The sequence below is a fragment of the Xanthomonas sp. LMG 12462 genome (assembly GCF_009192885.1).
In the GTDB taxonomy this organism is placed as follows: Bacteria; Pseudomonadota; Gammaproteobacteria; order Xanthomonadales; family Xanthomonadaceae; genus Xanthomonas_A; species Xanthomonas_A sontii.
This window is the reverse complement of sequence record NZ_NMPP01000005.1, coordinates 85509-106741: the sequence shown is the minus strand read 5'-3', so window position 1 is coordinate 106741 and position 21233 is coordinate 85509. Positions and strand designations below refer to the sequence as shown.

Here is a 21233-nt window from a genome sequence, read left to right as displayed (position 1 = left end):
GGGATTGGGGATTCGCAAAAGCATAAGCCGGATCGCTGCAGCTGGCCCGCCTTTGCCAATCCCTAATCCCGACTCCCCAATCCCGTCCATTCGCAGAATGGACACGTCGCCAGCGCCACGTTGTAGTACCGCGGATCGTCGGTGACTTCGGCGCCGAGCCAGTCCGGCGTGGCGAACGCCTCGTCGGCGCTGTCCAGCTCGATCTCGGCGACCACCAGCCCGGCGTTGTCGCCGAGGAACTCGTCCACTTCCCAGAGGTGGCCCTGGTACTGTACGAGATGCCGGCGCTTGTCGATCAGCCCGCCCACGCACAGCGCCAGCAGCGCGCGCGCATCGGCCAGCGGGATCGGATACTCGAACTCCTGGCGGGTATGCCCGAGCTCGCGCGACTTGAGGTTGAGGAACGCGGCCTCGCCCTGCACCCGCACCCGCACCGACGCCTTCTGCGCCCCGCTGGCCAGCGCCGCCTGGTCGTTGAGATACCCCTGCGCCATCGGCATCACCGCGTGCGCCGCCGCGCGCCAGCCGTCGCCGATGACGAGGAATTTGCGTTCGATTTCGATGGCCATGGGAATCGGGAATGGGGAAAGGAGAATGGAAAAAGCTTAAACCGCGCGCGCAGCCGCTGTGACGAATCCCTAATCCCGATTCCCCATTCCCGGCTTTTCAAACACCGCAATGCTCTCCACATGCGCGGTGTGCGGGAACATGTCCATCGCGCCGGCGGCCTTGAGCACGAAGCCCTGTTCGTTGACCAGGTAGCCGGCGTCGCGCGCCAGCGAGCCGGGATGGCAGCTGACGTAGACGATGCGCTGGAACTGTTTCAGCGGTAGTTGCTGCAGCACCTCCAGCGCGCCGGAACGCGGCGGGTCCAGCAGCAGCTTGTCGAAGCCCTGGCGCATCCACGGCGCCTGGCGCTGGTCCTGGGTCAGGTCGGCGGCGAAGAACTGGGCGTTGTCCAGGCCGTTGCGCTGCGCGTTCTCCCTCGCGCGCGCCACCAGCCCGGCGTCGCCCTCCACGCCCACCACCTCGCGCACGGTGCGCGCCAGCGGCAGGGTGAAGTTGCCCAGGCCGCAGAACAGGTCCAGCACGCGGTCGTCGGGCTGCGCATCGAGCAGCGCCAGCGCGTGCGCGATCATCTTCTCGTTGAGCGCGGCATTGACCTGGATGAAGTCCAGCGGCCGGAACGCCAGTTCCACGTCCCATTGCGGCAGCCGGAACGACAGCGGCACCTCCTGCGGATACAGCGGGTGCACGCTGTCCACGCCACCGGGCTGCAGGAAGATGGCGAAGTCGTGCTCCTGGGCGAAGGCGATCAGCGCATCCTGGTCGCGCGCGCTCAGCGGCTGCATGTGGCGGAAGGTCAGCGCCACCGCGGCGTCGCCGGCGATGAACTCGATCTGCGGGATGTCGCGCTTGCCGTCCAGGCTTTCGACCAGCTCGGCCAGCGCGGTCACCTTGAAGCCGATCTGCGGGATCACCGTGTGGCAGACCGACAGGTCGGCGACGAAACGCGGATCCTGCTCGCGGAAACCGACCAGGGTCTTGTCCTTCTTTTCCACCCGCCTAACCGAGAAGCGGCCCTTGCGCCGATAGCCCCAGGGCGCGCCGGTCAGCGCCGGCAGCACCGCCTGCGGGGTCACGTGGCCGATGCGCTCCAGGTTCTCGGTCAGCACCCGCTGCTTGGCGACGATCTGCTGGTCCTCGGCCAGGTGTTGCAGCACGCAGCCGGCGCAGACCCCGAAATGCGGACAGCGCGGCGTCACCCGCTGCGGCGAGGCCTGCAGCACCTGCACGGTGCGCGCCTCGTCGAAGTGGCGGTTGCGCGCGGTCGGTTCGGCCAGGACGGTCTCGCCGGGCAGCGCGCCGGCGACGAAGGCGACCTTGTCGCCCTCGCGGCGGGCCACGCCGCGGCCGTCGTGGCTGAGGTCGGCGATGTCGGTCTGGAAGGGCGTGCGGTCGAGACGGTTTCTGGATCGGGCCACGTGGCAACAGGCTGCGGGCGGAAAAGGGCGGCTATTGTCGCAGATGGGCCGGGCCGGGACCGGCTTGCGATTGCCGCGCCGGCGAGGCAAAGTGGCGCACGCACGCGCGCCGCCGCGCGGGATGCGACCACGCCGCATGGAGGCATCAGCATGGCATCGAACCAGGACCCGGTAACGCGACTGCTGCTCGTCGAAGACGACCCGATCAGCCGCGCTTTCTTCGACGCGACGCTGCAGGCGCTGCCGGCCCAGGTGGACCTGGCCGACTCCGTCGCCAGCGCCCTCGCCCGCGCGCAGACGCAGGCGCACGACCTGTGGCTGATCGACGCCAACCTGCCCGACGGCAGCGGCAGCGATTTGCTGTGCCAGTTGCAGCGGCAACGCCCCGGCACCCTGGGGCTGGCGCATACCGCCGACACCAGCGCCACGGTCCGCGCGCAGTTGCTCGACGCCGGGTTCGCCGACGTGCTGCTGAAACCGCTCAGCACCGAACGGCTGCTGCAATCGGTGCGCCGGCTGCTCGCGCGCGGCCGCCTCGGCGGCACCGCCGGGACCGCCGAACCGACCCTGGACTGGGACGAGACCACCGCGCTGGCCGCGCTCAACGGCGAGCGCGCGCACCTGATCGCATTGCGCGAACTGTTCCTGGCCGAGCTGCCCGGCACCCGCGATGCGGTGGCCTCGGCCCTGCAACTCAGCGACGACCAGGCCGTGCGCAGCCACCTGCACCGGCTGCAGGCCAGCTGCGGCTTCGTCGGCGCCGCCCGCCTGGCGCGGGCCGTGCGCCAGTTGCATGGCGACCCGGCCTCTTCGCAGGCCCGCCACCAGTTCAGCGAGGCGGTGGCGGCGTTGTTGCACTGAAGGCCGGGATCGGGGATTGGAGATTGGGGATGGCTCCCAGTCACTTCCCACGCGTCGGCGTGCGGCGCCATCTGCCGCAACCCGCGCTTCTCGAGCGTTGCCCTGGCAGTCCCGGCTGGCAGCCGCCCTTCCCCGTGCGGTCACGATCCGGTCTCGCGACGGTGACGACAACGACGGTGTCCGCATGGCGCTCGCCACACAGCGAAACTTGCAAATAAGATTCGTTCTCGAATAAATTAACGCCCCGACGACATCTGCGGACCAGCCATCGCCCCGTCCGTTCACTACACGCAACAGGGGCCTTCTCATGTTTCAGACGTCATTCCACCGGCCAGCGCCGGCCATGGGCGTGCTCGCCCGCGCGCTGCTGGCCGCTCTCGTGGCCGCCGCGTCCACCTCGGCCAGCGCCCAGGACACCGCCAGTGACGGCACCCGCGATGCCGGGTCATCGGCCGAGGCCACGCAACTGGACACGGTCATGGTCAAAGGCCAGCGGCTCAGCCTGGACCTGCAGCAGGATGCGGCGGTCGGCGCGCTGGGCACGTCGCGCCTGCTGGATACGCCGTTCTCGGTGAGCCTGATCGAAGAACCCGAGATCGCGCGGCGCCAGGCCACCACGCTGGGGCAGATCTTCATCAACGATCCATCGGTGTTCGCGGCCGAGCCGCCGGCCACCACCAACTGGTGGGGCACGCAGATCCGCGGCATCGGCGTGCGCAATTTCTACGTGGACGGCGTGCCAATGCTGATGGAATGGGGCGGCGAGTTCCCGCTGGAAGCGGTGCAATCGGTGCAGGCGCTGAAGGGCCTGGGCGGCTTCATGTACGGCTTCGGCGCACCAGGCGGCATCGTCAGCTACCAGACCAAGCGCCCCACCGACACGCCACTGCTGGCCACCACGGTTGGCTACCGCAACGACAGCGTGTTCTCGGCGCAGGTGGATGCGGGCGGCCGTGCCAATGGCGCCGACTCCTTCGGCTACCGGCTCAACGCCGGCATCGAACGCGGCGACGCGTACAACGGCGCGGGCATCGACCGCAAGACGATCGCTCTTGCGGTCGAGCAACCGATCGTCGAGGGCCTGACCTGGCATGCCGAACTGGTGCACGAGCGCAACACGCTCGAGCACGAGCCGCTGTACTTCTATTGGGATGCCTACCAGGGCACCCGCCTGCCCCGCCCCACCAGCGACTACGACAAGATCCGCGTCGACGGGGCCTACTACGAGACCGCCCTGCTGCACGCGACCACCGGCCTGAACTGGCGCATCGACGAGCGCTGGAGTGCGGCACTGAGCCTGGGCGGCAGCCGCCGCCGGCACACGTCGCACAAGATGTTCGCCAATCTGCTGAACGAAGCGGGCGACTACGCCGGTTTCGCCTACGACTTCGGTGCGGTGCTGCGCAACAGCGTGGTGCAGCTGCTGGTCAACGGCCGCGTCGACACCGGCCCGGTGACGCACGCGTTGGTGTTCGGTGCCTCGGTGCAGCGCAGTTGGGACCAGTGGAGCAAGGCGTTCTACTGGAGCAACGACTTCGACGGCAACCTGTATCGCCCGCAGTCCTTCCGCCCCACCCGCCGACCGGACTACAGCCTGGCGCCGGTCAGCGCGGACCTGCGCCAGAAGGCGGTGTTCGTCAGCGACACCCTGCAGTTCGGCGACCACTGGCGCGCCATCCTCGGCGCGCGCCACGTGGATTACCAGCAACGCGATCTGGATGGCGACGCGTCGGTGGACAGCGGCTACCGCACCTCGGTGACGACCCCGACCGTGGCGCTGATCTACAAGCCCATCGACGACGTGTCGCTCTACGCCAGCTACGTGGAGGCGCTGGAGCCCGGCAGCCGCGTCGGCACCGATGCGCTGCCCGCCTATGCCAACGCCGGCAGCGTGCTGGCGCCGACGGTGAGCAAGCAGTACGAACTGGGCGCCAAGCTGCAGAGCGGGCGCTTCGCGCTGACCACCGCCGCGTTCCGCATCGAGCGCGGCGCGCAGATCGACGCCTACCGCGACGGCCTGCGCTACCTGACCCAGGACGGCCTGACCCTGTATCGCGGGCTGGAAGTGATCGGCAGCGTCGGCGTGACCGAGGATCTGGAAGTGGGCGTCGGCGGACTGTGGATGGACCCGCGGCTGGAGGATCTGTCGCCGGACAACGCGGCCCTGCGCGGCAACCGCCCGGCCGGCGCTGCACGCCGGCAGCTGCTGGCCAATGCCACCTGGCGCGTGCCGGGCGTGCGCGGCCTGAGCCTGCACGGCAACGTGCGCTACTCCGGCGATGCCTACTACGAGGATCAGAATCGCGTGCTCATCCCCGGGCATACCGTCGCCGCGGCCGGCTTCCAGTACGCCACCACGCTGGGCGGCTACGACGCGTTGCTGACCGGCAACATCAACAACCTGTTCGATCGCACCTACTGGAACCAGCACACGCTGGGCGAGGCACGCAATGCGGCGCTGAGCCTGCGGATCGATTGGCGCTGAGTGCGCCTGCCGCTGCCGTGGCCCCGCGTGGCGACGGCGGCGACGGGCGGCGGCGCTGCGCGGCGGCGTGGAGGTCTGTGGTCGTGACGGAAGCGACCGCAGGCGCGGCTTGAGCTGCGAGGGCGTTACCGGGAAAGCCCGTCGCCGCTGAGCCCACAAGGGCGAACAAGAACCGCTTCTACGGAGCAAGCCGCATCCGGTTGGGCGTGTGACGAACGCAGCTCACTCGGGTGTCCGCGTGGCGGCAGCGCTCGCGCCGTCGATCCGCCGCACTCACGACGCCGCGGAAGGCGGCGACCGCGGCGGCGCTTCCGGTGTGGATGTCGACATCGGATCGCGCTGCGCATCCAGCTCGGCGTCCGGCTCCGATGTCGCCGCGGGCGCTGCCGACGCCGGCATTGCGGCGACGCCGGGTGCAGCCGATCCCGGAGGATCGTCCTGCGGCGGCTCGGGATCGGCGACCGCCGGCGCGATGCCCGCGGCGCTGGCGCTGGCGCTGCGCTGCCGCGCCAGGTCCTCGACCATTTCCCAGGATTTCAGGCCGCGCCCGCCGAGGTGGTGCAGCAGCACCACGCGCATGCCGCGGCGCAGGCCGGGCAGATCCTCGGCAGCCGGTTCGGTATCGTCGGCCAGCGCCAGCAGGGCGCGCCCGGTGGCCATGCCGCTGCGCTGATCGTGGCCGCGGTCGCTCAGCAGCCGGCGTGGCCCGTGCTCGGCGTCGAGCACGTAGCGCGCGGCCGGGTCGATCGGGTCGCCGTCGCCGTCGTGGCGCAGGTCGAATCCCACGCCCAGCGCCTCCAGCAGGTCGCGCTCGAAGCAGCGCAGCGACCAGGCCAGCGGCGCTTCGGCGGCCAGCCGCGCGCGCCCCCGCGCGTACGCCAGATACAGGTCCGGCGCCGGATCGTCGCGCGGCGCCAGACGCAGCGTCAGTTCGTTGATGTAGAAGCCGGCCAGCATCGCCTCGCCGCTCAGCCGCGGCGCCGCATCCATCGCCTCGGCCTCGCGCAGTTGCGCCAGTTCGCCGCGGCGCTGCGCGCTGAAGCGGATCGACTGCAGCGGCTGCAGTGCCGCGCGCAAGGCCTGCTTCTTCGGCCCGTGCACGCCGCGCGCCAGCACGCCGAGCCGGCCGTGATGCACGCTCAGCACCTCCACCAGCAGGCTGGTCTCGCGCCAGGGCCGGGCGTGCAGGACGAAACCGGGTTCGTGCTCGATCAAGGCTGCAGGGGCTGGGAATGGGGAGTGGGGAATAGGGAATGGAACAGCATGCCGTCCCTGGCCGCATCATCGTCCAACGAACGGAAGGAGCCAGCGTCGTGTAGAAGCGGCGTCAGCCGCGGCGGGCGTTACCGGGGGAGCGCACGTGGCTGACGCCGCCCTACGCACACCATGATTGTCCGGGAGGCGCGGGAATCCGATTCCCGATTCCCGATTCACCATTCCCGGCTTATTCCCCGTACCCAAACGCCTTCAGCGCCGCCTCGTCGTCGGACCAGCCCTCGCGCACGCGGACCCAGGTCTCCAGGAATACCTTGGCGCCGAACAGGCGTTCCATCTGCTGGCGGGCCTTGGCGCCGATGTCCTTCAGGCGGGTGCCGCCCTTGCCGATCACGATCGCCTTCTGGCCTTCGCGCTCGACCCAGATCACCGCACCGATGCGCAGCAGCGCACCGTCCTCGGCGAAGCGTTCGATCTCCACGGTGGTGGCGTACGGCAGTTCCTCGCCGAGCTGGCGCATCAACTGCTCGCGCACCAGTTCGCCGGCCAGGAAGCGTTGGCTGCGGTCGGTGATCTCGTCCTCGCCGAACATCGGCGGCGCTTCCGGCACCAGCGCCAGCAGGTCGCGCACCAGCGCCTCCAGTCCCTTGCGCTTGAGCGCGGAGATCGGATGCACCGCGGCGAAGCTGCGGCCCTCGCTGACCTGCTGCAGGAACGGCAGCAGCGCGGTCTTGTCCTTGAGCCGGTCGACCTTGTTGACCACCAGCACCACCGGGATGCCGGCATCGCTGAGCACGTTGAACGCCAGCGTGTCCTCCTCGTCCCAGCGCCCGGCTTCGATCACCAGCAGGCCGGCGTCCACGCCTTCCAGGGAGCCGCGCGCGGCGCGGTTCATCACCCGGTTCATGGCGCGCTTCTGCTCGCGGTGCAGGCCGGGGGTATCGACCAGCAGCAACTGGCCGGCCGGGAAGCTGGCGATACCCAGCAGCCGGTGCCGGGTGGTCTGCGGCCGATTGGAGACGATGCTGACCTTGGCGCCCACCAGGGCGTTGGTCAGGGTGGACTTGCCCACGTTGGGGCGGCCGATCACGGCCACGCTGCCGCTGCGGTAAGGGGGAGTGGCTTGTTCGTTCACTTGCTCGAATCCAGTTGCTCGATGGCGGCGGCGGCGGCCTGCTGCTCGGCCAGGCGCCGCGAGGTGCCCTCGCCCTCGGTCACCAGGGCGGGCTCGGCGAGTACGCAGCGTACCCGGAATAGCTTGGCGTGGTCGTCGCCGGTCTCGCTGATCAGTTCGTAGGCCGGCAAGGTCCGCTGCCGGGCCTGCAGCCATTCCTGCAGGCGGGTCTTGGCGTCCTTCTCCACCTTGCCCACCGGCAGCGCCGCCAGCGCGGCCTCGAACCAGGGCAGGATGGTGGCGCGGCAGGTCTCGAAGCCGGCGTCCAGGTAGATCGCCGCGACCACGGCCTCCACCGCATCGGCCAGGATCGAGTCGCGGCGATGGCCGCCGGACTTCATCTCGCCCGGCCCCAGGGTCAGGCGTTCGCCCAGTTCCAGTTGCCGGCCGATCGCGGCCAGCGAAGCCTCGCGCACCAGTTCGGCGCGGGCGCGGGTCAGCGCGCCTTCGTCGGCCTTGGGCCAGCGCTGGTACAGCGCCTCGGCGATCAGCAGGTTGACGATGCCATCGCCGAGGAATTCCAGGCGTTCGTTGTGCGGTGCGCCGGCACTGCGATGGGTCAGCGCCTGTGCCAGCAACTGCGGCTCGGCGAAGCGGTGACCGATGCGGTCACCGCGCAGGATGGTCTTACTGGCCACCACGCGTCGTCAGGTCCTGGGTGGCGTCGAACTTGCCGACCACGTCCAGATTGGCGATCAGCGGGCGGCGCACTTCGTAGGCCACGTGCATCTTCACGCCGGTGTCGGTGCGCTCGAAGGTGACGTCGCCGGGCTTGACGTTGTCCGAATTGTTGATGTCCAGGCGCCGGAACAGCGAGGCCTTGGCCTGCGACGGATCCATCTCGGCGCTGCCGGCTTCGGTCGCCAGGCCCTTCATCGCCGAGCGCACCGCATAGAACTCCATGTACATCGGGAACAGCTTCATGCCGATGTAGACGAAGAATCCGACCACCGCCAGCACGATCACGAACGAGGTCAAGGTCATGCCACTTTGCTTGTGCTTCATCGCGCTTCCCCTCACGCAAGTCACTGAATGGTCGTCCCGATCCGCGACGGATCGAAACTGCCGCTGCAAAACCAGCCTTCGCAATTGAGCCAGATCAGGAACGCCTTGCCGCGCAGGTTCTCCTCGGGCAGGAAATGGGTCTGGGTCCAGAACCGGCTGTCCTCGCTGTTGTCGCGATTATCGCCCATCACGAAGTACTTGCCCGGCGGCACCACCCAGTCGCCCTGGCCGGCCGGATTGTTGCGGTCGATCCACTCCAGCTCGGTGTGGGTGCGGCCCGGCAGGTACTCGGTGAGCAGCGTGGCACCGGTCATTTCCGCGCCCTTGCCCTTGCCGACGTACTCGCCCATGACCTTGTACTTCATCGGCGTGCCGTTGATGTACAGGGTGTCGCCGTGGAAGCCGATGCGATCGCCCGGCAGGCCGATCACGCGCTTGATCCAGTTCTCGTCCGGCTTGTGCGGCGGCTTGAACACCACCACGTCGCCGCGCTTGGGCTCGCCGACCGGAATGATCTTCTGGTTGGTGATCGGCAGGCGGAAGCCGTAGGAGAACTTGTTGACCAGGATGAAATCGCCGACCAGCAGGTTCGGCATCATCGAGCTGGACGGGATCTTGTACGGCTCGGCGATGAAGCTGCGCAGGATCAGCACCACCGCCAGCACCGGGAAGAACGCCCGCGAGTAGTCGACGATCACCGGCTCGCTGTCGAGCAACCCGGCCCGCGCGGCGCGGCGCTTGGCGAAGAACAGCTTGTCCAGCAGGGTGATGATGCCGGTGGCGAAGGTCAGGACCACCAGCGCGATTTCAAACCATTTCATTCGTATTCCTTCGGAATGGGAATCGGGAATGGAGAACGGGGAATCGGGAAGGCAAGAGCAGGCGCTCTTTCCATTCCCCATTCCCTATTCACGACTCCCAGCTACTTGTCCATCTGCAGCACGGCCAGGAAGGCTTCCTGCGGAATTTCCACGCGGCCGACCTGCTTCATGCGCTTCTTGCCTTCCTTCTGCTTTTCCAACAGCTTCTTCTTGCGCGAGACGTCGCCACCATAGCACTTGGCCAGCACGTTCTTGCGCATCGCCTTGACCGTGGTGCGGGCGATGATCTGCGAGCCGATCGCGGCCTGGATCGCCACGTCGAACATCTGCCGCGGGATCAAGTCCTTCATCTTCTCGCACAGTTCGCGGCCGCGGCGGTCGGCGTGGCTGCGATGCGCGATCAGCGACAGCGCATCGACCTTGTCGCCGTTGATCAGCACGTCCACGCGCACGAACGGGCCGGCGTCGAAGCGCACGAAGTGGTAATCCAGCGAGGCGTAGCCGCGGCTGACCGACTTGAGCTTGTCGAAGAAGTCCAGCACCACCTCGGCCATCGGCAGCTCGTAGCTGATCTGCACCTGGCTGCCCAGGTAGTTGATGCCGATCTGGCTGCCGCGCTTTTCCTCGCACAGCTTGATGATGTTGCCGATGTATTCCTCGGGGGTGAGGATGTTGGCGCGGATGATCGGCTCGCGGATCTCCTCGACCATGTTCACCGGCGGCAGCTTGGCCGGGTTGTCCATGCTGATGATGCTGCCGTCGGTCTTCAGCACCTCGTAGACCACGGTCGGCGCGGTGCTGATCAGGTCCAGGTTGTACTCGCGCTCCAGGCGCTCCTGCACGATCTCCATGTGCAGCATGCCGAGGAAGCCGCAGCGGAAACCGAAGCCCATCGCCTCGGAGCTTTCCGGCTCGAAACGCAGCGCCGCATCGTTCAGGCGCAGCTTGTCCAGCGCCTCGCGCAGGTTTGTGTAGTCCTCGGCATCGACCGGGAACAGGCCGGCGAACACGCGCGGCTGCATTTCCTGGAAGCCCGGCAACGGCTTGCTCGCCGGGTCGCCGGCCAGGGTCAGGGTGTCGCCGACCGGCGCGCCGTGCACGTCCTTGATGCTGGCGGTGACCCAGCCCACCTCGCCCGCGCGCAGCGCCGGCAGCACCTTGCGCTTGGGCGTGAACACGCCGACGTTGTCGACCTGGTGGGTGCGGCCGGTGGACATCACCAGCAGCTTGTCGCCAGCCTTGATCTCGCCCTGCATCACCCGCACCAGCGAGACCACGCCCAGATAGTTGTCGAACCAGGAATCGATGATCAGCGCCTGCAGCTTGTCGGTGTCGCGCGGCACCGGCGGCGGGATGCGGTGCACGATCGCCTCCAGCACGTCGCGCACGTTCAGCCCGGTCTTGGCGCTGACCGGCACGGCGTCGGTGGCGTCGATGCCGATCACCGCCTCGATCTCGGCCTTGGCGCGGTCGATGTCGGCGGTGGGCAGGTCGATCTTGTTCAGAACCGGCACCACTTCCAGGCCCTGCTCCACCGCGGTGTAGCAGTTGGCCACCGACTGCGCTTCCACGCCCTGTGCCGCGTCGACCACCAGCAGCGCGCCCTCGCAGGCGGCCAGCGAGCGGCTGACCTCGTAGGAGAAGTCGACGTGGCCGGGGGTGTCGATGAAGTTCAGGTGGTAGACCTGCCCGTCCTGCGCGGTGTACGGCAGCGACACGGACTGGGCCTTGATGGTGATGCCGCGTTCGCGCTCGATCGGGTTGGAGTCGAGCACCTGCGCTTCCATCTCGCGCGCCTGCAGGCCGCCGCAGAGTTGGATGATGCGATCGGCCAGGGTCGATTTGCCGTGGTCGACGTGGGCGATGATGGAGAAGTTGCGGATGTTCCGCATCGAATCAGAGGACATGAGGTGGGCGGCCAACAAAACCAGCGGCAAAGACATCAACTATGTCGCCATGTACCACATCGCGCAAGTACCGCTCATCTGCATTGGCGGGCAGGATAGCCGAAACAGGCTAACACCTTGACTTTTCAGAAAAATTCAAGTACCAAACCGCAGCCCGGTATCGCACTGGGCAGTCGACACTTTCCTCTTCGAAAGGAACATGAAATGAAAAGGTCAACTTTCTTCAAGAACGTCACGATCGCTTGCATCGCAGCGCTTTGGTGCGTATTGGCCACAGCGGCAGCAGCGCCATCGGACAATGGCGACGACGCTCACCGGCCGACTTCGGCTTTCAGCAACAGCGGCATGCCCAAGCAAAGCTTCAAAATTTGCCCGGTAAAGAACGACAGCGGAAAATCTCAGAAGTACATTGCGTCCCCCAACAAATTGATGGATTGGTGCGACCACTATTGTTGCTGGGTCGAGAATGGGGTTAAGTACTGCCGTGTGGACTGCACATGCGCTTGATGAGAAACACCTGCGACATGACCTTGGCGAGGCGCACACTCGACTAGAAGCATCGACTCACGCAGCGATCAATAGCGTCGATGCCGCAATCACGAACCGTGCCTCACCAGAACCAACGCAGGGCTGGAGTGCCAGCCCTGCGTTTTTCTTCATCCAAAGAGGCAATGCATTACGACAGCGAGATCATTCCACGCTGATGGCCACGAACTGACTCGCCGGACTACCTGGCGCACGCACCAACAACATCACCACGTCGCCCTTCTTAGCGTCGGACGTGAGCTTGTGGAATTGAGCCGGACTGGAAACCGGAACCCGCCCGACCTGCAGCACGATCATGCCAGGTCGCAATTGCGACTTTCTCGCAAGCGCACTGCTGACCTGCGCCACTTGCACGCCTTGGTCGGGCTCCAATCCAAGCTTCTGGCGCATTTGCGCAGGGATCTCCTGGACGCTGATGCCCAGCGCGGTGCCCTCAGCCGCCTGTGGCGCAGGCGCCGCCCCGGCGCGACCAGGCAGTTGCTGACCCAACATTCCATCGTCGGCAATCAGCTCGCTCAAGGTCACCATGACGTCCCGCTCCTTGCCATCGCGAACGATCGTAACGCGCGCCTTGCTTCCAGGCGGCAACATGCCCACCAACGGAGGCAAATCCTCGCGCGTGTTGATCCTCTGACCATTGAAGGCAACGATGAAGTCGCCGGGTTCGATACCGGCCTTGGCCGCACCAGTGCCCGGCTGGACCCCATTGACCAGAGCACCGCGCGTGTCCGGCAGCCCCAGCCCCTTAGCCTCGACGTCACTGATGTTCGGTTGCATGGTCACGCCCAGCATTCCGCGACTGACCTTGCCGGTCTTCTTGATCTGCTCGACCGCGCTCATCGCCAGGTCGATCGGGATCGCAAAGCTGATGCCCATGTAGCCGCCGGAGGCGGAGAAGATCTGCGAGTTGATGCCGACCACCTCGCCGCGGGTGTTGAGCAGCGGGCCGCCGGAGTTGCCCTGGTTGATCGCCACGTCGGTCTGGATGAACGGCACGTAGCGCTGGTCGGCGTAGGGGTTGCTGCGGCCGGTGGCGCTGACGATGCCGGCGGTGACCGAGTGGTCCAGGCCGAACGGCGAACCGATCGCCACCACCCACTGGCCGGGCTTGAGCAGGTTGGAGTCGCCGATGCGCACCGTCGGCAGGTTCTTGCCGTCGATCTTCAGCAACGCCACGTCGTACTGCTGGTCGCTGCCGACCACCTTGGCGGTGAACTCGCGGCGGTCGGTGAGCTTGACCTTGACCTCGCTGGCGCCGTCGACCACGTGGTGGTTGGTCAGCACGTAGCCGTCGGGCGAAATGATGAAGCCCGAGCCCATCGAGCGGCCGGCGGGCGCGCCATCGTCGTCGTCCGGCGCGCCGCGGCCGCCGCGCGGCTGCCCGGGCATGCCCGGCATGCCGTCCGGACCGAAGAAGCGGCGGAAGAACTCGGGCATCTGGTCGTCGTCGGGCATGCCGCCGCCGGAGCGTGCGGCCGCGGCGCGGCGGCTGATGGTGGTCTCGACATTGACCACGCCCGGGCCGACCTGCTCGACCAGGCGGGTGAAGTCGGGAAGGTTGCCGACCAGCTGCGGCGCGGGCGCGGCCTGCGCGGCCGGCGGCGGGGCACTGGCGGCGCTGGGGCTGGGCTGCTGCGCGCAGGCGGCCAGCGGCACGGTCAGCGCCAGCAGGCCCAACAGATGGTGGCGAATACGGTGAGTCATCGGACGCAAGCCTCCGGTTCGGGAAGGGGAACAACGAGGGGACGAAGCAACGGGGACCACGCGCCGGAATGAGGCACGGACGCCTGCCGGCGCGCGGGGTCAGGGTTGCGGATGGAGCGGCGGGTTGGCTACGGCGTCGGCAGGCAATCGGGGTTCGAACGGATAGAACGCCGCCGGGTCCGCGCCGCTGTGCGGGAAGCTGGCGGTGAACGCGCTCCCGGCATCGGCGGATGGCAGCGTCGAGCGCGGCCACGGCCGGGCCTGCAGCGGCGTCGCCGGATGCCCGAACGGATCGCTGGCGCGTTGCGCGACCATCGTCGGGGGCGCGACCGGCGCAACGAACGGCGTCTGCGCCGGCGCCTTGGCCTGCGGTTTGGTAGGCGCCGCTGCGGCATAGGCGCGCTCGACCGGGACGCTGCGGGTGCGCGCGGCCTGGGCGCTACGGGTGGCCTCGCGTCGCGCCGCCGCGGCCGCCTCCTGGCGACGATTGGCGGCGATCGCCATTACCGGCGCGGCGGCGACGGCGGCGGCGAGATCGCCCTGCGGATCGGCCGGTGCCGGCGCGGGTGTCGGGACCTGCGGCGTGGTGGCGGCCGGCGCCGGGCTCGGCACGGTGGCATCGACGACCTGCGCCGGCGCCAACGCCTCGGGCGTCTGCGGCAGGCGTTGGGTCACGAACAGCGCGAGCACCGCGACCGAGGCGGCCAGGGCCGCACTGCCGCCCCAGCGCCAGGTGCGGCGCTTGCCGGCGGCGCTGGCCGCATCGGCACGCGCGGCCTGCTGCGCTTCGGCGGCCACCGCCTGGCGCACGCGGGCGCTGAAATCGCTGGGCGCCGGCACGCTGACGCGGCCGCGCAGGATGTCGCCGCACAGCTGCCAGCGCTCGTGGCAACCGGACAGTTCCTCGTCGTGCTGCAGCCGGCGCAGCACGAAGCGCGCCTCGTCGGCCGGCAGTTCGCCGTCGATCAGCGCGGACAGTTGCTGCCGGTAGTGCAACTCGAACTTGTCCGGCGCTGTGCTGTCGGGCGCCGGCACTGGCTTGGGAAAGGGCGTGCTATCGGTCATACGCGGTGTCGCTCACGGGTGGCGCTGTCGGTATCCAGCAGGGGACGGAGTTCGGCGTCGATGGCCTCGCGGGCGCGGAAGATCCGCGAACGCACGGTGCCGATCGGGCAGCCCATCTTCTGCGCGATGTCCTCGTAGCTCATGCCCTCCACCTCGCGCAGGGTGATGGCGGTACGCAACTCTTCCGGCAAGGCGTCGACCGCCTTCATCACCGTGCGTTCCAGCTCCTGGCGCATCAACTCGCGTTCGGGCGTGTCGGTGTCGCGCAGACGGGTGCCGCTGTCGAACTGCTCGGCATCGAGCACATCGACGTCGTCGGTGGGCGGCCTGCGGTTGTGCGCGACCAGGTAGTTCTTGGCGGTGTTCACGGCGATCCGGTGCAACCATGTGGAGAACTGGGCGTCGCCGCGGAAACTCCCGATCGCGCGGTAGGCGCGGATGAAAGTGTCCTGGGCCACGTCCTGACATTCGCTCCAGTCGGCGATGTAGCGCCCGATCAGGCCGACGATCCGATGCTGGTACTTGCGCACCAGCACATCGAACGCCGCGCTTTCGCCGCGCTGCACACGCCGGACCAGTTCAAGGTCCAGCTCCTGGGGTGTTTCGACATCGGCCATAGCGGGCCGCACTCCTGTCAGCCCAACCTACGTCGGACCCTCTGACCGCCAATTCGGAAAAAAGTTCAGCGCCCCTCAGCGGATCGCCGCCCCACGACGTTAACCGGCGTTCCGTTAGGCTGGCGCAAGGCCAGCGGTCGCGGGACGCGCCTCAATTCCCCTGGATTGGGATTTGACGCGACGGAAACAACCTCTGGATGATAACGATCTTCTCCATACACAAGCGGATGGTCCTCCCCATGCTTTCAGGCTTCGACGGGCTCCGATTCAGTCACTGGCAAGCGGATATCCGCGGCGACGGCGTCGTCGTGCTCAGCCTCGACCGCCAGGACGCGCCCGTCAACGCGCTGTCGCAGGACGTGTTGCTGGAGCTGGGCAATCTGCTCGAGCGCATCGCCATCGATCCGCCCAAGGGCGTGGTGATCCGCTCGGCCAAGGACAACGGCTTCATCGCCGGCGCCGACCTCAAGGAATTCCAGGAATTCGACCGCCGCGGCACCGTCAACGACGCCATCCGCCGCGGCCAGGCCACCTTCCAGAAACTGGCCGAACTGCCCTGCCCCACGGTCGCGGCGATCCACGGCTTCTGCATGGGCGGCGGCACCGAGATCGCCCTGGCCTGCCGCTACCGCGTCGCCTCCAGCGATGCCTCCACCCGCATCGGCCTGCCCGAAACCAAGCTCGGCATCTTCCCCGGCTGGGGCGGCAGCGCGCGCCTGCCACGGCTGATCGGCGCGCCGGCGGCGATGGACCTCATGCTCACCGGACGCACCGTGTCGGCCTCGGCGGCGCGGGCGATGGGCCTGGTCGACAAGGTCGCCGCGCCGGCCGTGCTCACCGATACCGCCGTGGCGCTGGCGCTGTCCGGCAGCGCCCGCCCCTTCAAGCAGCGCGCCACCGCCTGGGCCACCAACACCTGGCCGGCGCGCAAGCTGCTGGCGCCGCAGATGCGCAAGCAGGTGGCGCGCAAGGCGCGCAAGGAGCACTACCCGGCGCCGTACGCGCTGATCGGGGTATGGGAACGCAGCGGCGGCAGCGGCATCCAGGCGCGCCTGGACGCCGAGCGCAAGGCGGTGGTCAAGCTGGCCAGCACCCCAACCGCGCGCAACCTGATCCGCATCTTCTTCCTCACCGAGCGGCTCAAGGCGCTGGGCGGCAAGGACCACGGCATCCGCCACGTGCACGTGGTCGGCGCCGGGGTGATGGGCGGCGACATCGCCGCCTGGTCGGCCTACAAGGGCTTCGAGGTGACCCTGCAGGACCGCGAGCAGCGCTTCATCGACGGCGCGCTGAGCCGCGCCGGCGAGCTGTTCGCCAAGCGGGTCAAGGACGACAGCAAGCGCCCGGCGGTGGCGGCGCGCCTGAAGGGCGATTTGGCCGGCGAGGGCGTGCCGACCGCCGATCTGGTGATCGAGGCGATCATCGAGAACCCGCAGGCCAAGCGCGAGCTATATCAGTCCCTGGAACCGCGCATGCAGCCGACTGCGCTGCTCAGCACCAACACCTCCTCGATCCCGTTGACCGAACTGCGCGAGCACATCCAGCGCCCGGCGCAGTTCGGCGGCCTGCACTACTTCAACCCGGTGGCGCAGATGCCGCTGGTGGAGATCGTCTGCCACGACGGTCTGGCGCCGGAAAACCAGAAGCGGCTGGCCGCGTTCTGCAAGGCGATCGACAAGCTGCCGGTGCCGGTCGCCGGCACCCCGGGCTTCCTGGTCAACCGCGTGCTGTTCCCGTACATGCTGGAAGCGGCCACCGCCTATGCCGAAGGCATTCCCGGCCCGGCGATCGACAAGGCCGCGGTCAAGTTCGGCATGCCGATGGGCCCGATCGAACTGATCGACACCGTGGGCCTGGACGTGGCCGCGGGCGTGGGCGCCGAACTGGCACCGTTCCTGGGCCTGCCGATCCCGGCGGCGCTGCAGACGGTGGAGCCGGGCAAGCGCGGCAAGAAGGACGGCCAGGGCCTGTACGCCTGGGAGAACGGCCGCGCCAAGAAGCCGGAACTACCCAAGGACTACCGTGCACCGGACGACCTGGAAGACCGCCTGATCCTGCCGCTGCTCAACGAAGCGGTGGCCTGCCTGCACGAGGGCGTGGTCGCCGACGCCGACCTGCTCGATGCCGGCGTGATCTTCGGCACCGGCTTCGCCCCGTTCCGCGGCGGCCCGATCCAGCACATCCGCGCCGCGGGCGCCGACGTGCTGCTGGCGCGCCTGCGCGCGTTGCAGGCGCGCTACGGCGAGCGTTTCGCCCCGCGACCGGGTTGGGAGTCGCCGGCGTTGCGCGAACCGGTGGTGTGAGGCGCGCGCACGCCTTCTGTAAGCGTGCGTCAGGGCACCTCCCATAACGACGGGTCGCGCCCCTTTGGCAGCGGCTTCAGCCGCGGCGGGCGTTTCCCGGCAAGACCCGTCGCGGCTGAAGCCGCTCCCACGCGATCTTGCGGCGAATTCGCCGGGCGTACTGTGGGAGAGACTTCAGTCCCGACGCATTACGCCATCGGAAAGCGTGGCCGCTTCGCCCGGCGCGGCTGCATGACAGGTGATTCCCACAAAGCAAGCTGCCCGTAGCTTGATTGCGGGGAAAGCAGGTCGCTGCAGGCGCCCTTCGGTCGCACTCGGCATTCCAGGTGCGCGCGGACGACAAATCCCAAACCAGAACAACGCCGCACCTGCACGAACGCCGTTACGCAGCCGTGCTGCTAGTGCGAATGCCCCTGCATGTGGCCGTGCCCATGTGCGGGATGGGCATGATCGTGATCGTGGTCCTCGTGACCATGCCCGTGATGATCGTGACCACCACCCTCGCCCGCCGCCGGCGTGCCGCACGGGGGTGCGCCGCAATGGCCGGCTTCCATCTGCAGGGTGATGTGATCGATGCCGAACTGCGCATGCAGGCCATCGCACAGCGCGGCGCGCACGGCATCGGCGTCACCGCCGTCGGCGACCACCACATGCGCGGTCAGCGCCGGGGTGCTGGAGGCCAGCGCCCACACGTGCAGGTCGTGCACGCTGGCCACGCCGGGCGCGGCCTGCAGATAGCCGCGCACTGCGCCCAGATCCACGCCCTTGGGCACGCCTTCCAGCAGCACGTTGATCGCCTCGCGCAGCAGCACCCAGGTCCGCGGCAACACCCACAGGCCGATCAGCACCGCCAGGACCGGATCGATCAGTTTCCACCCGGTGACGCGGATCGCCAGCGCGCCGACGATCACCGCGACCGAGCCGAGCATGTCGCTCCACACTTCCAGGTACGCGCCCCTCATGTTGAGGCTCTCGCCGCTGCCGGCCTTGAGCAGGCGCATCGAGATCAGGTTGATCAGCAGGCCGAACGCGGCGATGCCGAGCATGCCGACGGTGGCGATCTCCTGCGGCTGGCGGAAGCGCTGCACCGCCTCCCACAGGATGTAGCCGGCCACCACGAACAGCAGTGCGCCGTTGACCAGCGCGCCCAGCGCCTCCAGCCGTGCGTAGCCATAGCTGCGCTTGGCATCGGGCGGGCGCCGGCTCAGCCGCACCGCGATCAGCGCGATCATCAGCGCCAGCGTGTCGGTGGCCATGTGCGCGGCATCGGACAGCAGCGCCAGGCTGTTGGTGAGGAAAGCGCCGGCCACTTCCACCACCAGGAACAGCGCGGTGAGGCCGAGCGCCCACCACAGGGGCTGCTCGTGGCGGATTTCGGTGGGGGCGTGGCTGTGATCGTGTCCCATGGGGCGACCGGGCGGCGATGCGGAGGAGGATGGCCGCTACCTTAGGCCGCCGCCTGCGCGGAGACTATTACACCGTTCGACAGCGGCACGCGCTCTTGTGCGCTCGCGCAGCCGATTGACCGCAAGGGGATACGGCAACCAGGCACACCGGATGCCGGGGTCATGAAGTCTGGTCGCTACCTGCCCTGCCACACTCTCGCCAAGGAAAAGGCTTGAGAAGCTCCCTCGCACGCGACTCATGAAAGCGCGGATCTCGGCATGGCGGCCGAGACCCGCACGACGCTCAACGGGCCGGCGCAGCCGATGGCGCGCCAGCGCTCTGCAACTGCTGCGCCTTGGCCAGGTGCTCGGCCACGTGCGTGCGCGTGGTGCGCAGATGCGCGGCCACGTCCGGGGTCTTCGCGGCAGGGATCAGGGTGCTGTCGAGCATCTGCAGGGCGGCCTGGTGATCCTTGACCATCGCCATGACGTAGGCCTGCTCGAAGCGATCGCCGTCCAGGGCCTGCAGCTTGCCGGCCTCCGCCTTGGCCTGCTGCATCTGCTGCTGCGCTGGCGCGGCCTTCGCATCAGGACCCCACGGCGCGATCTTGGCGTTGTTGTCCGAGTGCTCCTTGACCATCAGCATGGCGTAGTCGCGCACCGGGCCCTTGACCTGCTTCTGCAAGGCCAGGTTGCCGGCGTTGACCTCGCTGGTGTTGATCGCCGACAACACGCCGAGCGCCTGCTTTTCGTTGAGCGCGGACGCGCGCGCGCCTTGCGCGCCCTGCATGCCGGTCGACGTCTGCGCGGCAGAGGTCGACGGCGTTTGCTGCTGCATGGCGCCGGGATCGGTACTGCCGGCCTGGCCGGACGTATCGGTCTGCGCATGAGCGAGACCCACGCCGATAACCGACATCAGCGCCAGAGAGAACGCGGATCGGGAATGACGCATGACAATGTCCTTTGCTTGGCGGGTATCGCCATGCTCCGCGGCCTTTCGTGAGCGCTTGGTTGAACGTGGGTGCAGACGATGCGAAATGCTGCAGATGCACGTGGACTGCGGCGCCCGCGCCTACGGCAACCAGCGCAGCAGCAACACGCTGAGGCTGGCCAGCGCCAGCAGCGAGAGCGTGCCGGCCGCCAAGACGCGGCCGCCGGACGCAAGCACCGTGCGCAGATTCACCGACAGGCCCAACGCGGCCATCGCCACCAGGGTGAACAGCAGCGACAGCGACTGCGCCGCTTCGATGAGCAACGCCGGCAGCACGCCCAGCGCGCGCAGGCCCATCATGCCGACGAAGCCGAACACGAACCACGGCACCAGCGCGTGCGCCGGGCGCCGCTGCGTCGGCGATCCACCACGGACCAGCCCCAGCAGCAGCATCACCGGCCCGAGCATCAGCACCCGCATCAGCTTGACCAGCGCCCCCACCTGCGCGCTCAGCGCGCCCACCGGCACGGTCGCCGCCAGCACCTGCGGCACCGCGTACACGGTCAGGCCGGCGAGGATGCCGTAGCGGCGCTGGTCCAGGCCCAGCACGGGCACCGCCAGCGGCAACAGCAACACCACCAGCACGCCCAGCGCAGCGGTGAAGGCGATCGCTGCAGCGACATCCTCGGAGTCGGCGTCGATCACCGGCGCCGCCGCCACGATCGCCGAATTGCCGCAGATCGCATTGCCGCACGCGACCAGCGTGGCCAGCCGCGACGGCAAGCCCAGCGCGCGACCGATGCCGTAGCCGATGGCGATCGCCAGCAGCACCACCGCGGCGATGGCGCCCAGCAACAGACCGCCGGCCGCGCCGATGGCGCCGATGCCGACCGAGGCGCCGAGCAGCACGATGGCCAGTTCCAGCGGCAGCTTGGCGGCGAAGGCGATGCCGGCGTGCGTGGACGGCGGCAGGCGCCACGCCGTGCGCAGCAAGGTGCCGAGCACGATCGCGAACACCAGCGCGTCGATCCAGCGCCGGCCCAGCCACTGCAGTTGCGCGCACTCGGCCAGCCAGGCCAGCGCCGCCACCGCGATGGCCAGGGCCAGGCCGGGCAGCAAGCTGGAAGGTCTGTGCGGTTGGGTGCGCATGGCAGCGATCCGGATCGAGTGGCGGCAGATTGCGCCCGCAGACCGTTCCGATCCATCGCATAATTGTGCACACTTCATTC

The 21233-nt window shown here is 68.4% G+C and carries 16 protein-coding genes and 1 pseudogene; 3 read left to right on the top strand and 14 right to left on the bottom strand.

All coding sequences use genetic code 11. The features are described from left to right. Positions 1-62: 62 nt before the first annotated feature. Positions 63-569, bottom strand: coding sequence for a CYTH domain-containing protein (locus CEK69_RS02000; protein ID WP_152238391.1), 507 nt, complete (start codon positions 567-569; stop codon positions 63-65). Positions 570-638: 69 nt separating this feature from the next. After that, the gene (gene rlmD, locus CEK69_RS01995; RefSeq protein ID WP_152243479.1) at positions 639-1985 is read right to left on the bottom strand and encodes a 23S rRNA (uracil(1939)-C(5))-methyltransferase RlmD; all 1347 of its coding nucleotides are present in this window, start codon (positions 1983-1985) and stop codon (positions 639-641) included. Between the two features lie 144 nt (positions 1986-2129). Here rlmD and CEK69_RS01990 point away from each other — a divergent pair, with 144 nt between their 5' ends. Together CEK69_RS01990 and CEK69_RS01985 are read left to right on the top strand one after the other, a co-directional pair. Continuing rightward, positions 2130-2846 carry a response regulator gene (locus tag CEK69_RS01990; RefSeq protein WP_026144765.1) on the top strand — a complete coding sequence of 239 codons (717 nt, stop codon included), beginning with the start codon at positions 2130-2132 and terminating at the stop codon, positions 2844-2846. A 307-nt stretch (positions 2847-3153) separates the two neighbouring features. Continuing rightward, positions 3154-5331, top strand: coding sequence for a TonB-dependent siderophore receptor (locus CEK69_RS01985; RefSeq protein WP_226975005.1), 2178 nt, complete (start codon positions 3154-3156; stop codon positions 5329-5331). A 498-nt stretch (positions 5332-5829) separates the two neighbouring features. Here CEK69_RS01985 and recO read toward each other — a convergent pair. From recO to rpoE, 9 genes and pseudogenes are all read right to left on the bottom strand, one after another. Next, positions 5830-6546 (bottom strand): annotated as a pseudogene (gene recO, locus CEK69_RS01980) (DNA repair protein RecO); the annotation flags it as partial. 229 nt (positions 6547-6775) lie between these two features. Continuing rightward, positions 6776-7681, bottom strand: a complete 906-nt coding sequence (gene era / locus CEK69_RS01975) for a GTPase Era (RefSeq protein ID WP_010340598.1) — start codon at positions 7679-7681, stop codon at positions 6776-6778. Next, on the bottom strand, positions 7678-8358 hold the full coding sequence (gene rnc / locus CEK69_RS01970; protein ID WP_026143959.1) for a ribonuclease III: 681 nt from the start codon (positions 8356-8358) through the stop codon (positions 7678-7680). The genes era and rnc overlap by 4 nt, the downstream gene beginning before the upstream one ends. Then, the gene (locus CEK69_RS01965) at positions 8348-8725 is read right to left on the bottom strand and encodes a DUF4845 domain-containing protein (RefSeq protein ID WP_010340596.1); all 378 of its coding nucleotides are present in this window, start codon (positions 8723-8725) and stop codon (positions 8348-8350) included. The genes rnc and CEK69_RS01965 overlap by 11 nt, the downstream gene beginning before the upstream one ends. A 20-nt stretch (positions 8726-8745) precedes the next feature. Beyond that, entirely contained in the window at positions 8746-9546 is an 801-nt protein-coding gene (gene lepB, locus CEK69_RS01960; protein WP_010340595.1) for a signal peptidase I, read from the bottom strand. 101 nt (positions 9547-9647) lie between these two features. After that, positions 9648-11438 carry a translation elongation factor 4 gene (lepA, locus tag CEK69_RS01955; RefSeq protein WP_017911022.1) on the bottom strand — a complete coding sequence of 597 codons (1791 nt, stop codon included), beginning with the start codon at positions 11436-11438 and terminating at the stop codon, positions 9648-9650. Between the two features lie 705 nt (positions 11439-12143). Beyond that, the gene (locus CEK69_RS01950) at positions 12144-13703 is read right to left on the bottom strand and encodes a DegQ family serine endoprotease (protein WP_193313860.1); all 1560 of its coding nucleotides are present in this window, start codon (positions 13701-13703) and stop codon (positions 12144-12146) included. Positions 13704-13802: 99 nt separating this feature from the next. Then, entirely contained in the window at positions 13803-14768 is a 966-nt protein-coding gene (locus tag CEK69_RS01945) for a sigma-E factor negative regulatory protein (RefSeq protein ID WP_152243475.1), read from the bottom strand. Then, positions 14765-15385, bottom strand: coding sequence for an RNA polymerase sigma factor RpoE (gene rpoE, locus CEK69_RS01940; RefSeq protein ID WP_010340494.1), 621 nt, complete (start codon positions 15383-15385; stop codon positions 14765-14767). The genes CEK69_RS01945 and rpoE overlap by 4 nt, the downstream gene beginning before the upstream one ends. A gap of 239 nt (positions 15386-15624) precedes the next feature. Between rpoE and CEK69_RS01935 the strand changes: the two genes are divergently transcribed. After that, the gene (locus CEK69_RS01935) at positions 15625-17688 is read left to right on the top strand and encodes a 3-hydroxyacyl-CoA dehydrogenase NAD-binding domain-containing protein (protein ID WP_152243473.1); all 2064 of its coding nucleotides are present in this window, start codon (positions 15625-15627) and stop codon (positions 17686-17688) included. Between the two features lie 398 nt (positions 17689-18086). Here the strand turns inward: CEK69_RS01935 and CEK69_RS01930 are convergent, their stop codons facing one another. The 3 genes from CEK69_RS01930 to CEK69_RS01920 form a co-directional block, all read right to left on the bottom strand. Beyond that, on the bottom strand, positions 18087-19094 hold the full coding sequence (locus CEK69_RS01930; RefSeq protein ID WP_152243471.1) for a cation diffusion facilitator family transporter: 1008 nt from the start codon (positions 19092-19094) through the stop codon (positions 18087-18089). Between the two features lie 283 nt (positions 19095-19377). Next, on the bottom strand, positions 19378-19989 hold the full coding sequence (locus tag CEK69_RS01925; protein WP_152243495.1) for a DUF4142 domain-containing protein: 612 nt from the start codon (positions 19987-19989) through the stop codon (positions 19378-19380). Between the two features lie 156 nt (positions 19990-20145). Then, positions 20146-21153, bottom strand: a complete 1008-nt coding sequence (locus CEK69_RS01920; RefSeq protein ID WP_152243469.1) for a putative sulfate exporter family transporter — start codon at positions 21151-21153, stop codon at positions 20146-20148. Between the last annotated feature and the right edge of the window lie 80 nt (positions 21154-21233).

Excerpts from the sequence above, each read along its gene's own strand:
- CEK69_RS01930 (WP_152243471.1), bottom strand. The coding sequence starts at position 19,094 with ATGGGACACGATCACAGCCACGCCCCCACCGAAATCCGCCACGAGCAG.
- lepA (WP_017911022.1), bottom strand. The coding sequence starts at position 11,438 with ATGCGGAACATCCGCAACTTCTCCATCATCGCCCACGTCGACCACGGC.
- CEK69_RS01965 (WP_010340596.1), bottom strand. The coding sequence starts at position 8,725 with ATGAAGCACAAGCAAAGTGGCATGACCTTGACCTCGTTCGTGATCGTG.
- CEK69_RS02000 (WP_152238391.1), bottom strand. The coding sequence starts at position 569 with ATGGCCATCGAAATCGAACGCAAATTCCTCGTCATCGGCGACGGCTGG.
- CEK69_RS01935 (WP_152243473.1), top strand. The coding sequence starts at position 15,625 with ATGCTTTCAGGCTTCGACGGGCTCCGATTCAGTCACTGGCAAGCGGAT.
- rpoE (WP_010340494.1), bottom strand. The coding sequence starts at position 15,385 with ATGGCCGATGTCGAAACACCCCAGGAGCTGGACCTTGAACTGGTCCGG.
- CEK69_RS01945 (WP_152243475.1), bottom strand. The coding sequence starts at position 14,768 with ATGACCGATAGCACGCCCTTTCCCAAGCCAGTGCCGGCGCCCGACAGC.
- CEK69_RS01950 (WP_193313860.1), bottom strand. The coding sequence starts at position 13,703 with ATGACTCACCGTATTCGCCACCATCTGTTGGGCCTGCTGGCGCTGACC.
- CEK69_RS01985 (WP_226975005.1), top strand. The coding sequence starts at position 3,154 with ATGTTTCAGACGTCATTCCACCGGCCAGCGCCGGCCATGGGCGTGCTC.
- CEK69_RS01920 (WP_152243469.1), bottom strand. The coding sequence starts at position 21,153 with ATGCGCACCCAACCGCACAGACCTTCCAGCTTGCTGCCCGGCCTGGCC.
- lepB (WP_010340595.1), bottom strand. The coding sequence starts at position 9,546 with ATGAAATGGTTTGAAATCGCGCTGGTGGTCCTGACCTTCGCCACCGGC.
- CEK69_RS01925 (WP_152243495.1), bottom strand. The coding sequence starts at position 19,989 with ATGTCGGTTATCGGCGTGGGTCTCGCTCATGCGCAGACCGATACGTCC.